The sequence below is a fragment of the Marinobacter sp. ST-43 genome (assembly GCF_030541085.1).
Taxonomy (GTDB): domain Bacteria; phylum Pseudomonadota; class Gammaproteobacteria; order Pseudomonadales; family Oleiphilaceae; genus Marinobacter; species Marinobacter nauticus.
This window is the reverse complement of sequence record NZ_JASSVO010000003.1, coordinates 240,888-253,342: the sequence shown is the minus strand read 5'-3', so window position 1 is coordinate 253,342 and position 12,455 is coordinate 240,888. Positions and strand designations below refer to the sequence as shown.

12 protein-coding genes are annotated in these 12,455 nt (G+C 60.2%); 3 read left to right on the top strand and 9 right to left on the bottom strand.

Annotation, left to right across the window (positions count from 1 at the left end; all coding sequences use genetic code 11):
* The first annotated feature begins 199 nt into the window (after nucleotides 1-199).
* Nucleotides 200-478, top strand: a complete 279-nt coding sequence (locus QPL98_RS07195; protein WP_303292978.1) for a DUF2218 domain-containing protein — start codon at nucleotides 200-202, stop codon at nucleotides 476-478.
* A gap of 136 nt (nucleotides 479-614) precedes the next feature.
* Here the strand turns inward: QPL98_RS07195 and trpC are convergent, their stop codons facing one another.
* From trpC to rpe, 6 genes are all read right to left on the bottom strand, one after another.
* Nucleotides 615-1,427, bottom strand: a complete 813-nt coding sequence (trpC, locus tag QPL98_RS07190; RefSeq protein ID WP_303292977.1) for an indole-3-glycerol phosphate synthase TrpC — start codon at nucleotides 1,425-1,427, stop codon at nucleotides 615-617.
* A 162-nt stretch (nucleotides 1,428-1,589) separates the two neighbouring features.
* Nucleotides 1,590-2,618 (bottom strand): anthranilate phosphoribosyltransferase, encoded by a 1,029-nt coding sequence (trpD, locus tag QPL98_RS07185; protein WP_303292976.1) that lies wholly within the window; start codon nucleotides 2,616-2,618, stop codon nucleotides 1,590-1,592.
* A gap of 17 nt (nucleotides 2,619-2,635) precedes the next feature.
* Nucleotides 2,636-3,214: an aminodeoxychorismate/anthranilate synthase component II gene (locus QPL98_RS07180; RefSeq protein ID WP_014422791.1), complete on the bottom strand. Its 579-nt coding sequence runs from the start codon at nucleotides 3,212-3,214 to the stop codon at nucleotides 2,636-2,638.
* A gap of 16 nt (nucleotides 3,215-3,230) precedes the next feature.
* Nucleotides 3,231-4,718 (bottom strand): anthranilate synthase component I, encoded by a 1,488-nt coding sequence (gene trpE / locus QPL98_RS07175; RefSeq protein WP_303292975.1) that lies wholly within the window; start codon nucleotides 4,716-4,718, stop codon nucleotides 3,231-3,233.
* 236 nt (nucleotides 4,719-4,954) lie between these two features.
* Nucleotides 4,955-5,644, bottom strand: coding sequence for a phosphoglycolate phosphatase (locus QPL98_RS07170; RefSeq protein WP_303292974.1), 690 nt, complete (start codon nucleotides 5,642-5,644; stop codon nucleotides 4,955-4,957).
* Nucleotides 5,641-6,327 (bottom strand): ribulose-phosphate 3-epimerase, encoded by a 687-nt coding sequence (rpe, locus tag QPL98_RS07165; protein WP_303292973.1) that lies wholly within the window; start codon nucleotides 6,325-6,327, stop codon nucleotides 5,641-5,643. Before rpe ends, QPL98_RS07170 begins: the two co-directional genes overlap by 4 nt.
* 98 nt (nucleotides 6,328-6,425) lie before the next feature.
* On the opposite strand from rpe, the gene QPL98_RS07160 reads away from it, so the two are divergent.
* A complete protein-coding gene (locus QPL98_RS07160) occupies nucleotides 6,426-7,391 on the top strand; it encodes a DUF3530 family protein (protein WP_303292972.1) in 966 nt (321 codons plus the stop codon).
* On the opposite strand, the gene QPL98_RS07155 is transcribed toward QPL98_RS07160, so the two are convergent.
* From QPL98_RS07155 to QPL98_RS07145, 3 genes are read right to left on the bottom strand one after another with little or no spacing between them, the layout of a single operon-like run.
* Nucleotides 7,388-8,143, bottom strand: a complete 756-nt coding sequence (locus QPL98_RS07155; protein ID WP_303293017.1) for a DnaJ domain-containing protein — start codon at nucleotides 8,141-8,143, stop codon at nucleotides 7,388-7,390. The two genes, QPL98_RS07160 and QPL98_RS07155, sit on opposite strands and share 4 nt — an antisense overlap.
* The gene (murU, locus tag QPL98_RS07150) at nucleotides 8,140-8,826 is read right to left on the bottom strand and encodes an N-acetylmuramate alpha-1-phosphate uridylyltransferase MurU (RefSeq protein WP_303292971.1); all 687 of its coding nucleotides are present in this window, start codon (nucleotides 8,824-8,826) and stop codon (nucleotides 8,140-8,142) included. Before murU ends, QPL98_RS07155 begins: the two co-directional genes overlap by 4 nt.
* 2 nt (nucleotides 8,827-8,828) lie before the next feature.
* Nucleotides 8,829-9,869: an aminoglycoside phosphotransferase family protein gene (locus tag QPL98_RS07145; protein WP_303292970.1), complete on the bottom strand. Its 1,041-nt coding sequence runs from the start codon at nucleotides 9,867-9,869 to the stop codon at nucleotides 8,829-8,831.
* A gap of 238 nt (nucleotides 9,870-10,107) precedes the next feature.
* On the opposite strand from QPL98_RS07145, the gene QPL98_RS07140 reads away from it, so the two are divergent.
* Nucleotides 10,108-12,441 (top strand): LPS-assembly protein LptD, encoded by a 2,334-nt coding sequence (locus QPL98_RS07140; protein ID WP_303293016.1) that lies wholly within the window; start codon nucleotides 10,108-10,110, stop codon nucleotides 12,439-12,441.
* Nucleotides 12,442-12,455 lie beyond the last annotated feature (14 nt).

Sequence of the window (12,455 nt, the reverse complement as noted above, 5' to 3'; positions counted from 1 at the left end):
CAGGGGTTGCAAACCATGGCGCCCCGGGGCCAACGCGGCACGTGATGCCACCAGCCGGACCGGCGCCATTGCTCTGGTGGCCAGAACCTATGGTATCGAGGCCCGCATCGAGCGATGCTCCCGGGAACACCCCATTGTGCTGGCGGATCGTCCGCTGTCCGCAAGTGTTAATTGACCCATTGATGTCGAGGAAACTGCCATGCCAACCATGAACGCCCAAGTGGCCACCACCGATCCCGGTCGCCTGATCAATCGCCTGTGCAAACACTTTCGCCACAAGATTGAGGCTGAGTGGAGCGAGACCGATGGCAGGCTGACTTTCTCCATCGTTGAATGCCGGCTCGAAGCAGCAGACGGTAAGTTGCTTATGCGGTGCCAGTCACCCACCGAGACGGAGCTGGAGGAGCTGGGCCAGGTGGTAGCTTCTCACCTCATCCGCTTTGCCGGCGATGAGGTGGATGAGGTTCATTGGAGTTAGACGGACGACGGGATCAGTTTTGTCGGACGAAAACGCAAAAACAGCGCCACGGCCAGAAGGGGCCGGCCAGTATCGGGTTGTCGGAATCCTTGCCGGTCTCTGCGTCCATACTTGCCTCACCCGTTTATCCTGTGAATCAGCCGAACAGCTCCTGCAGTTTCTCACCCGGATCTGGCGCGCGCATGAACGACTCACCCACCAGAAACCCGTAAATGCCCCGGCTGGTCATGGCCTCAACATCTGAACGGGTCATGATCCCGCTCTCGGTAATGGTCAGTCGGTTTTCGGCAATCCGGTGGTGCAGTTCAAAGGTGGTGTCCAGCGACACTTCAAAGTTGTGCAGATTGCGGTTGTTGATGCCTACCAGCGGCGTGCTTAGGGTAAGCGCATCGTCCAGTTCCTCGCCATCATGCACCTCCACCAGCACATCCAGCCCGATCTCGTGGGCGATGCCTTCCAGCTCCTGCATCTGGTCCTTGGTCAGGCAGGCGGCAATCAGCAGAATGCAGTCGGCGCCAATGGCCCGGCTTTCGTACACCTGGTAGGGCGCTACGATGAAGTCCTTGCGGATCACCGGCAGGCTGCAGGCCGCGCGGGCGGCTTTCAGGTAGTCTTCGTGGCCATGGAAGAAATCTCTGTCAGTCAGCACGGACAAGCAGGCCGCACCGCCTTGTTCGTAGCTTTCGGCGATGCGTTCCGGTTCAAAGGGATCTCGCAGGATGCCTTTGCTGGGTGACGCCTTCTTGATCTCGGCAATGACCGCTGGCCGCTGAGCTTCGATGCGGGTGCGCAGGGCATTGGCGAATCCACGCGCAGGAGCTTGGTCGCCGGCCATGGCTTTCAGGTCTGCAATTGAAACCCTGGGCTTGCGCTCATCAATTTCTTCCCATTTCCGGTTAACGATTTTACGCAGGATGGTGGGAGTTTTATCCAAATGTCTGTCAGTCATAGCTGGCCCGTATAAAGTTTGCGAGAGCTGGTGAGGGAGCCTTTCCAAAACTGTCTTCAGCCACGGATGGCTGAAGTCAAGCCCTACAGGGACGTACTCGTGGGCGTGTTTTGGAAAGGCTCCCTCACTAGCTCGTCCGGCTCCATCAAAAATAGGCCGGAATTAGAAACACTGAGAAAAATCGGCCAGCTCCGACATCTTGCCAGCCGCCAAACCGGAACCCATGGCATCGAGTGCCAAATCGACGCCTTCTTTGGCCGTCTTGGCCAGGCCGGCGACATAAATGGCCGCGCCGGCGTTCAGCGCGATCATGTCGCGGGCTTTTTCGGTGGTTTCGTCGTGGTTGCGACCGAAAGCGGCCTTGATGAGTTTCAGGGATTCGTCGGAGGAATCCACCGTCAGGCCCACCAGCGACTGGCTCTTGAGGCCCAGGTCTTCCGGCGTCAGGTCGTATTCGGTGATTTCGCCATCCTTCAGTTCGGCAACATGGGTGACAGTGGCCAGGCTGATTTCATCCAGGCCGTCCTTCGAGCAGACCACCATAATGTGTTCTGCGCCCAAACGTTGCATCACTTCTGCCATCGGGCGGCAAAGTTCCCGGGTGAACACACCGATCAGCTGGCGAGTGACGCCGGCCGGGTTGGTCATCGGGCCAAGGATATTGAAGATGGTCCGGCAGCCCAGCTCCCGGCGCGGTCCGATAGCATGTTTCATGGCGCCATGGTGGGCCGGGGCGAACATGAAGCCGACGCCGATCTGTTCTACGCAGCGGGCCACTTCTTCCGGTTTCATGTCCAGGTTGATGCCGGCCTTTTCGATCAGGTCGGCGCTGCCGCTCTTGGACGATACGCCCCGGTTGCCGTGCTTGGCGACGAAGCCGCCGGCTGCGGCCACCACGAAGGCTGAGGCAGAGGAGACGTTGAACAGATTGGCGCCATCGCCCCCGGTGCCGACGATATCCACCAGCGGGCTGGCGTTGATGCTGACCTTGGTGGCCAGTTCACGCATCACTTCGGTGGCGCCGGTGATTTCGTCGATGGTTTCGCTTTTCAGGCGCAGGCCCATCAGGAAGGCGCCGATCTGGGCGTCGGTGGCTTCGCCGTTCATCACAATGCGCATTACATCCTTCATCTCGTCCCGGGACAGATCCAGGTTGGAGGCAATGCGGTTCAGTGCTTGTTTCATGTCCATGGGTCGTCGGCCTCTTGTTATGTTCTCAGGAAGTTGCGCAGCAGTTCGTGGCCCTGTTCGGTCATGATCGACTCGGGGTGGAACTGCACGCCTTCGATGGGCAGGGTCTTGTGGCGTACGCCCATGATTTCTTCAACGGAGCCGTCGTCGTTGCGGGTCCAGGCGGTCACTTCCAGGCAGTCGGGCAGAGTGTTCTTGTCGATCACCAGGCTGTGGTAACGGGTGGCCTGCAAGGGATTGTTCAGGCCCCGGAACACTCCCACGTCGTTGTGGTACACCGCCGACACCTTGCCATGCATCACCTTGCCGGCCCGGATGATGTCGCCGCCGTACACCTGGCCGATGGACTGGTGGCCCAGGCAGATGCCCAGGATAGGCAGTTTGCCGGCGAAATGACGAATGGCGTCCATGGAGATGCCCGCTTCGTTGGGCGTGCAGGGGCCCGGGGAAATCACCAGCCGTTCGGGCTTCAGGGCTTCAATCTGCTCAATGGTGATTTCGTCGTTCCGGTATACCTGCACATCGGCACCCAGCTCCGCCAGGTACTGCACCACGTTGTAGGTGAAGGAATCGTAGTTATCGATCATCAGCAACATAATCTGTTCCTCCGCCTCAATGGTCGTAGTCGTTGTAGGTCATGGCCACGGCACGGAAAATCGCGCGGCCTTTGTTCATGGTTTCTTTCCATTCGAGGCGGGGAATGGAGTCTGCCACCACGCCGGCGCCGGCCTGGATGTGCAGGGTGTTGTCCTTGATCACCGCAGTGCGGATAGCGATGGCGGTGTCCATGTTGCCGTTGAACGACAGGTAGCCCACGGCGCCGCCGTAGACGCCACGCTTCACCGGTTCCAGTTCGTCGATGATTTCCATGGCGCGGATTTTCGGGGCGCCACTCAGGGTGCCCGCTGGCAGGGTGGCGCGCAGCACGTCCAGGCAACTGGTGCCCTGTTTCAGGCGGCCGGTGACATTGGAAACAATGTGCATGACGTGGGAATAGCGCTCCACGATCATCTTGTCGGTGAGCTTCACGGTGCCGGTTTCCGATACCCTGCCGGCGTCGTTGCGGCCCAGGTCGATCAGCATCAGGTGCTCGGCGATTTCTTTGGGGTCGGCCAGCAGTTCTTTTTCCAGGGCCTTGTCCTCGGCATCGGTGGCGCCGCGTTTGCGGGTGCCGGCGATGGGCCGGACAGTGACTTCCTCATCTTCCACCCGGGCCAGGATTTCCGGAGATGACCCGACAATGTGGAAATCGCCCAGGTCCAGGAAGTACATGTACGGCGATGGGTTGAGCACGCGCAGCGAACGGTAGAGGTTCAGGGGTGGTGCCTCGAAAGGAATCGACATGCGCTGGGAGATAACGGTCTGCATCACGTCGCCGTCCAGTACGTAGCCCTTGATCTTGTCCACCGCCGCTTCGAATTTGTCCTGGCTGAAGCCGGAGATGAAATCGCTTTCGTCCACCACCTTGCCGCGCAGATGTTCCGGGGTGCGCGGGGCGTTGGCAGTCTGGCGGTGTAGCCGGTTTTCCAATTCGTCGATGCGGGCCTGTGCCGTTTGGTAGGCACCGTCAAGTGATGGGTCGGCGTGCACAATCAGGTGCAGCTTGCCGCGCAGGTTGTCGAACACCACGATTTCATTGGAGACCATCAGCAGAATGTCCGGAGTACCGATCTTGTCGGGCGGGCAACTGTTGCGCAGGCGCTTTTCGATGTAGCGCACGGTGTCGTAGCCGAAATAGCCCACCAGGCCACCATTGAACCGGGGCAGCTCGGGCAGGTCCGGGGCGTTGAACCGCTTCTGGTAGTCGTCCACGAAAGCAAGGGGATCGTCCACCTCGGCCTGCTCGACCACTTCGCCGTTGCGGCTGACCTCAATGCGGTGGTCGAAGACTTTCAGCACTTCCTGGCCGGGTAAGCCAATGATTGAATATCGGCCCCATTTCTCGCCACCCTGTACCGATTCGAACAGGTAGGAGTATGGCCCGCTGGCCAGTTTCAGATAGGTGCTGAGGGGAGTGTCGAGATCCGCCAGAACTTCGCGGTACACAGGGATACGGTTATAGCCGGCTTCAGCGAGCTCGTGGAATTGCTCGGGTGTCATGGTTCGGTTTCCTGAAATCTGATCTGCGTTTTGTCAGAACGGTGTTACACCGCTGTGACCGGTGGTGCGGGCAAGCAGGCATGCGCCATCAGCCCCGGGGCTTGCTCAGCCGGTGCGCCATCGCCACCATCGTGTTGCGCGGGTTGTCAGGATGCCTCGCGCTGCAGTCAGATTCAGTCCCTGCACGGCAGGAATCTCCCGAATTGATGTGTTCAAAATAAAACGTCCTTGCGAGATTACAAAAGCTCGGCCAGCGAATCAACAACAGCATCTGCACCGAGACTGTCAACGGAGCCGCCAAAGTTATAGCCATACCTGACGGCGACGCAGGGGATGCCTGCTGCCAGGGCTGCATTGACGTCTGCCTTCGAGTCCCCGACCATCACCGTGGTGCCCCGTGTGCCGCCCAGTTTTTCCATGGCGTGCAGCAAGGGCGCCGGGTCCGGTTTTTTCACTGCCAGGGTATCGCCACCGACCGAGAGGTCGAACCACTGATCCAGACCGGTTTTTTCCAGCAAGGGCTGAACAAACTGGTCAGGTTTGTTAGTGACCACGGCCATCCGGCAGCCCAGTTGCCTCAGGTGGTCCAGGCAGTCATGGACGCCGGGAAATACCTCTGAATGCCGGCCATTCAACTGGCCGTAGGCGTGATAGAAAATGGTCAGGGCGTCGTTGAACAGCGCCTCATCTTTAGCGGTGGCAGGTTCCCAATCGGTTTTTCCGGCCAGGGCCCGGCGCACCAGAACCTGGGCGCCGTTGCCAACCCAGGTGCGCACCTTGTCCAGGCCTGCCGGGCTACGCCCCAGGTGCTCCAGCATCTGGTCCACGGCGGCGGCCAGATCCGGTGCACTGTCCACCAGCGTACCGTCCAGATCAAACAGGGCGACGCCCGGCCAGCGGGCGTTGAACAGGCCTTTCAGGCTCATCCGCCGATTACCTTGCGAGCCTGCTCCAGTTCCTCGCGCATGGCGTCGATGGTGGCCTTGTAATCGGGAGTGTTGAATATGGCAGAGCCGGCCACGAAGGTGTCGGCGCCGGCTTCGGCGATTTCCCGGATGTTGTCGGTTTTCACACCGCCATCGATTTCAAGTCGAATGTTGTAGTTGCTGGCATCAATCTTCTTGCGGGCTTCCTTGAGCTTGTCGAGGGTGCCCGGGATGAACTTCTGGCCACCGAAGCCCGGGTTCACTGACATCAGCAGCACCATGTCGAGCTTGTCCATCACGTAGTCCATGTAGCTCAGCGGGGTAGCCGGGTTAAACACCAGCCCGGCCTTGCAGCCGCCGTCGCGGATCAGTTGCAGGGAACGGTCGATGTGGTTACTGGCTTCCGGGTGAAAGGTGATGTAGCTGGCGCCGGCGTCAATAAACATGCGGATCAGGTCATCCACCGGAGACACCATCAGGTGCACGTCGATGGTGGCGGTCACGCCGTGCTTGCGCAGGGCCTCGCACACCATGGGCCCAATGGTGAGATTGGGGACATAATGATTGTCCATCACATCGAAGTGCACCACGTCGGCACCAGCAGCCAGAACGTTATCGACTTCTTCTCCCAGGCGGGCGAAATCGGCGGAGAGGATGGATGGGGCAATCAGATATGGATTCATCGGGGCTCTCTCGGTGTGGTGAATTATCAGCCTCTGGGCAACCCTGCTAGTCTATCAGTTTGCCGGTGATTTTCGCAGCGGGATAGGTGCATTGGCTCATGGGGTTGAAAGCAATCAGGTTACTTTGTCTGTTCTTGATCAGCGGCTGGCTGAACGCCGTTGTGGCCCAGGATGAGGCGAAGGGGGGTGAGGAAGCGGAACCCGCGACCAAGGTTAATCCGGCGTCAAGATCGGGTTTTTCAACGGGGTTGGGCGAATGGGCGCTGGCACGGCGTTACCCGGAGCAGGCTGTCTGGCTGGATCTTGACGAGGAAGGGCGGGCGCTGGGGCTGTTCCTGCCCGAATACGTTACGCCGGCAACCGGGGCTTTACTGATACTGGCCGACGAAGGCCAGACGGCCGATGAGGGTGTGCTGGGATCGTTGCGGGTGGCGCTGGCGGAGCGGGGTCTTGCGGTGATGACGGTTGGCCTCGGGCTGCCGCCGGAGGCGATACGCCGACATCGCATGGATGTCATGGCGCCTGGCCTGGATGATGACGCCGGACAGAACCCGGATCAGGGCGGGAATACACCGGATTCGGTCATGATTGATGTCGCTGAGGAACCGCCTCTTGATGACCTGACCGCAGATTATCGAAATTCGGTTCGTACAATTCTGTCCGCCGGGGTAGCCGCGTTGCAGCAGCGTGGCTATGAACGTGTGGGCGTGCTGGGCATTGGCTGGTCTGCTGACTATGTCACGGACTGGGCGGCGGACGCCGCTGCCGTGTCCGCGGTGGTCTGGCTGGCCCCCCGGTTCTCGGCCCGGCAGGCCGTTACCTTGCCCTCGTTGTTGAAGGAGCGAAACGGAGGGCAGGGATGGCCGGTGCTGGATCTGCATGGTTCCGGTGGTCGCTCCGGGGCAGAGGGCCGGGCGCGGGCGGCGGCGTTTGCTCGCGCGGATGTGACCGGTTACGACCGTCAGCCCTTGGCCCTCAATCAACCGCTCCGGGCTGAAGATGGAGTGCGGGTTGCCAGCCGGGTCAGTGCCTGGCTGAAAAAACGGTCGGCCAGCGGGGATTAAAGTGCCCGATGCCTCTGGCGGATCAGTTCCCAGGCCTGTTGAAAGCGTAACAACCGGTCCTTTGCCATCGCCACTTCCGAAGGCGTCAGTTTCTGCTGCGCCAGTTTGTCCGGGTGACAGGCGGAAACCTGTTTGCGGTAAGCGCGTTTGATGGTTTCCAGCGAATCACGTCGGGTCACACCCAGAATCTGGCAAGCCTGCTCGTAGGTCGCCGGCTTTTGCGGCGGCGCGGCAGTGCGAATCCACACTTTACTGGCGTAGCTTTCGAAAATGTCATCGCTGATGACCACGGGCAATCCCATATGGCTAATGGCGTCTTCGCAGCGGTAGCGCCGGGCCTTTCCGGGCTGACCCAGGATTTGTGCACCATGGCACAGGCAAATGGCCGTTTTCAGGGCCGGCGCCGGCCAGAGCAGCAAGGCCAGGCGCAGCATCAGGCCCTGGCGCAGGGGCAGATGGTCAGTGTCCTTGCCCTTGCGAAACTGTTCGATGGCTTTGCGGCGTTGCCTGGCCGACAGGGCCAGGGCTTTCATCAGGGCTTCGGCATAATGAATGTCCGGTTCCCGGACCCGGCCATCGGCCTTGGCAATGTAACCCAGAAAAAAGAACAGTGGCTTTCGACACCAGCGCGGCAGGTGCGCGCGCTCCATCAGGGTGCTGGCCTGATGCCCGCAACTGGTCAGTTCCTGCAGCAGTTCCCGGAACGACGACTCCATTCTCGCCGGGAGGGCTGGTGGATTGCTCTGGCTCATGATGTCCGGGCCCTTTCGTGCAGCCACTGGTCCAGGCTCTGCAATCGTTCTGGTGTGCCGACATCGATCCAGTGGCCGTTATGATGCAGGCCGATGACCCGGTTGCAGGCCATGGCTCTGCGCAGCACCGGGCCAAGTTTGCCGGCGGCATCGTCCAGTTCATCAAACAGGCGCCGGTGCAGCAGGCTGATGCCGGAGAAGGTGAGTTTGTCGGGTCCTTCACAGCTCAGAAAACCGTCTCCCTGTAAATGAAAATCCCCCTCCGGGTGGTGGGGTGGATTTGAAACCATCACCAGCAGGGCATCGGCATTGGTCGGGGCCCGGAGCTGGCTGAAATCGAAATCGCTCCAGATGTCACCGTTGACCACCAGGAACCAGTCGTCGCCCGCGTCGGTCAGCAGAGGCAGGGCCCGGATGATGCCACCGGCGGTTTCAAGCGGTTCACCCTCTGCAGAGTAGCGAATGCTGACACCAAAGGCCTCGCCATCCCCCAGCCGGGCTTCAATCTGTTCCCCCAGCCAGGCATGGTTGATCACAATGTCGCTGAAACCGGCGTCGCGCAGGCGCTCAATATGATGAACGATCAGGGGCTGCCCCCCGGCTGACAGCAACGGCTTGGGGGTGGTCAGGGTCAGCGGGCGCATACGCTCGCCTTTGCCCGCGGCGAGAATCATAGCCTTCATTGTCAGCGAACTCCCGGCTCCGGCAGCGGGCCAATGCGTTGTTCGATGGCCGGAATCACGGTGCTGCAGAGCCACTCGTGAAAATGCCGGAAGGCCGGTTGCCGGGCGCTGGCATCTCGCAGATAACTGACGGTGCGGGGAATGTCAGCCAGGTAGCCGGTCTTGCCGTCGCGAATGGCGAGGCGGGCAAAAATGCCAGCGGCTTTCAGATGGCGCTGCATGCCCATGAGCTCAAACCACTGCCGGAAAGTATCTGCATCAGCGCGGTGCAAACCGGCCTGCTGGCTGGCGTTACGAAAATGCTCCAGCCAGCTTGCCAGGCGGTCTTCCGGCCAGCGCACGTAGCAGTCTTTAAGCAGGGAGACGGCGTCATAGGTGATGGGGCCGCGTACGGCATCCTGAAAATCGATCACGCCGGGAACCGTCTGGCTATCACGGACCAGAAGATTGCGGGAGTGGTAGTCACGGTGCACGGTGACTTCCGGCTGCGCCAGAGCACTTTCACGGAGCAGGCCGAAGGCGGTGTCCAGCAGCGCACGTTCCTGGTTGTCGAGTTCCAGACCCAGGTGTTTTTCCAGCAGCCAGTCCGGGAATAGTGCCATCTCCCGGTCGAGCAGGGCTTGATCATAGGCGGGCAGTGGGTAGTCTGCCGGGTCGTCCAGCCCGGCAATACGCGCCAGTTCGTCCAGTGCGGCCCGATACAGGGTGTCCGCATCGCCCTGTTCCAGTGCCGTTAACATCAACAGATCGCCCAGGTCTTCCAGTAACAGAAAACCCTGCTCAAGATCCTCGGCGGCAATGGCGGGCACGGCGATACCGTGTTGATGCCAGTATCGGGCGATAGCCACAAACGGAACGCAGTCTTCGTGCTCCGGTGGAGCATCCATCACAATGAAGGGGACGGGTTGCTCGTCTGGCACGTCTTTCCAGACCCGGAAGTACCGTCGAAAACTGGCGTCGCCGGAAACCGGTGTCGGGCTGGCGGCCGAGAAGCCGGGAATTTGCCTGACCCAGCGGGTCAGCAACTGCAAACGGTTATCCATGGTCAGATCAGCATTCCTGGATCGGTGGATGATGGCCGGCGCGTTAACCGGGCACTCTCTGCACCGGAGTATAAAGAGGGTAAAACGGAATTGCAGCGGGCTTTCCGTTAACAAGCCTTGAGGGCGCGTGTAAACTAGGTGCCCTTACGCCCAGCCATCATTCAAATGGAACAGGAATTTCGTCAACGTGCCCAGCCATTGCTCCTCCCTGTTGTGCGCCAGGTTCCGGCTTTCAAGCCTGGCCGTCATCGTGGCATTGGCAGCGAGTGGCGTACGTGCTGAGGAGCTGGGTAGCAGCCCCAGCGCCGCCGAGATTGACTGGCGCCCGCGCAGTGAATTGCCGCCAGAAGTGGCCGAACGGCTGCCGGTGTTCTGCGAGGGCGGTTATCTGCCTGGCACGGTTGGCGGCGATGGCGCTGTGGTGCCGGGCGTGGGTATCGATGGTTCAGCGCCACTGGAAGCCAGTGCCCTGAACGCCCGCTATGAACTGAATAGCGAACTTTACCTGCAGGGAGATGTGCGCCTGCGCCAGGGTCCGTTCCAAGCGACCGGCGCGGAGGCACGATACAACCAGCAGTCCGGCGAATTGCGGCTGCAAGGGCCGCTGGTCAGCCGAGGTGAAGGCTTTCTGCTGACCGGGCAGGAAGCGAACTACTCTACCCAGTCCGGGCAACTGGATATCAACACGGCCACGTTTCTCCTGCACGAGTCGGAACTCAGGGGCGAGGCATCATCCCTGTCCAGGGTCAGTGAAAGCCAGGTGGTTATCTCCGATGGCATGATCACTACCTGTGGTCCGGGCCAGAACGACTGGTCGATTGTGGCATCGGACATCGAGCTGGATCAGGCGGAAGGTTTTGGTACTGCACGGCACGTGCGGCTGGAAGTGCTGGATGCGCCGGTATTCTACTGGCCTTACATTACCTTCCCGATTGATGACCGCCGCAAGACCGGTTTCCTGTATCCCCAGTTTGGCTCGTCCAGCGCCGGTAGCGGGGCTTATCTGGCCTTGCCGTACTATCTGAATCTGGCACCCCATTATGATGCCACCCTCACACCGCAGTATATTCAAGGTCGCGGCCTGTTCACGGAAGTGGAGGGGCGCTACCTCAGTCGGTATGGCGAATCGGTGCTGCAGCTGGGGTATATCGACAATGATTCTGCTTTTCGGGATGAAAATCCGGGTGAAAATGGCGAGCGCTGGGCTCTTGATTTCACCACCCGGGCGGCATTTGGCGGAGGCTGGAGCGGCTACGGCGATTACTCGGTGATTTCAGATGAGGATTATCTGAGCGATCTGAATCGCAGTCTCGAAATAGACCAGGCGACGCATCTTCAGCGTCGGGGTGGTGTTCGTTACTACGGAGCCAATCAGTACTTTGAAACGTACCTGAACGGCTACCAGACCATCCCTGACCGTATTGCCGACGTTGATAAGCCCTATGCCCAGTTGCCGGAAGTGATCTACGGTGGCTCGCTGGAAGCCGGCTGGCTGGAAGCGAACCTGGAAAGCCAGTACACCTGGTTCTACCGGGACAATGAGAACCTTACCGGCCTGGACAAGGCCAACGGCCAGCGGTTACGGGCGATTCCCGAACTGGCGTTGCCCATGAGGGCGCTCTGGGGCTTCAGTCGTCCCTCGGTCAGCCTCGACTACACCCGCTACGAGCTGGATGACTACACCCTGGGTGACGCCGGCTTTGACCGCACCGTGCCGGTGTTCGAGTGGGACAATGGTTTGTACTTTGATCGTCGATCCAGCCTGTTTGACGTACCCTACAACCAGACCCTGGAGCCCCGGCTGTATTACGCCTGGGCCGATGCCGAATCCGATCAGAACTATATCCCGGATTTTGATACCGGCATCCGCAGTTTCCGCTTTGACCAGCTGTTCCGGCGGGACCGGTTTACCGGCGGGGATCGGGTCGGTGACGCCAACCAGTTGACGGTGGCGCTCACCAGTCGTTTCAATGACCTCCTGACCGGGGCGGAGCGGGCTCGGGTGAGTGTTGGCCAGGTGCGCTATTTCGAAGATCGTGAAGTGGATCTGTTTGGCGAGGGCGCATCCGACCGGAGCCGCTCACCGCTGGCGGGCGAGTTGGTGCTGAACCCCATCGACAATCTGGAGCTTCGTTCTTCCCTGCTGTGGGATCACGAAACCCGGAAAACCGAAGAGGGCCGCAGCCAGCTGATTTTCCACTCCGAGGATTATCGTTACCTGGCGACACTCGGACATACCTACAGCCGGCCGGATGAGCTGGAACAAACCGACATTGGAACGGTCTTTCCGGTAACGGACCAGGTCAGTGCCATTGGTCGCTGGGTCTGGGATTCTCAGCTCGACCGAACTGTGGGCACCCTTGCCGGTCTGGAATATAACAACTGCTGCTGGAGTTTTCAGGTGGTGCACCAGAACTACCTGACTGATGACGAAGAACTGGACACCCGCTTGCTGTTCCGGATTGAACTGAAAGGTCTGGGCGGCAGTGGCGGTGCATCCGACAACATCGCGGACGCCATCTACGGCTACGACGAGCGCGAGCGCCGGAGGTTTGGAAACCCGCGCCGTTGAACGAACCCGAATCT

What these genes read in the sequence shown, in the direction of transcription:
- QPL98_RS07195 (WP_303292978.1), top strand. Translation starts at nt 200, where the DNA reads ATGCCAACCATGAACGCCCAAGTGGCCACCACCGATCCCGGTCGCCTG.
- trpC (WP_303292977.1), bottom strand. Translation starts at nt 1,427, where the DNA reads ATGACTGACAGACATTTGGATAAAACTCCCACCATCCTGCGTAAAATC.
- trpD (WP_303292976.1), bottom strand. Translation starts at nt 2,618, where the DNA reads ATGGACATGAAACAAGCACTGAACCGCATTGCCTCCAACCTGGATCTG.
- QPL98_RS07180 (WP_014422791.1), bottom strand. Translation starts at nt 3,214, where the DNA reads ATGTTGCTGATGATCGATAACTACGATTCCTTCACCTACAACGTGGTG.
- trpE (WP_303292975.1), bottom strand. Translation starts at nt 4,718, where the DNA reads ATGACACCCGAGCAATTCCACGAGCTCGCTGAAGCCGGCTATAACCGT.
- QPL98_RS07170 (WP_303292974.1), bottom strand. Translation starts at nt 5,644, where the DNA reads ATGAGCCTGAAAGGCCTGTTCAACGCCCGCTGGCCGGGCGTCGCCCTG.
- rpe (WP_303292973.1), bottom strand. Translation starts at nt 6,327, where the DNA reads ATGAATCCATATCTGATTGCCCCATCCATCCTCTCCGCCGATTTCGCC.
- QPL98_RS07160 (WP_303292972.1), top strand. Translation starts at nt 6,426, where the DNA reads ATGGGGTTGAAAGCAATCAGGTTACTTTGTCTGTTCTTGATCAGCGGC.
- QPL98_RS07155 (WP_303293017.1), bottom strand. Translation starts at nt 8,143, where the DNA reads ATGAGCCAGAGCAATCCACCAGCCCTCCCGGCGAGAATGGAGTCGTCG.
- murU (WP_303292971.1), bottom strand. Translation starts at nt 8,826, where the DNA reads ATGAAGGCTATGATTCTCGCCGCGGGCAAAGGCGAGCGTATGCGCCCG.
- QPL98_RS07145 (WP_303292970.1), bottom strand. Translation starts at nt 9,869, where the DNA reads ATGGATAACCGTTTGCAGTTGCTGACCCGCTGGGTCAGGCAAATTCCC.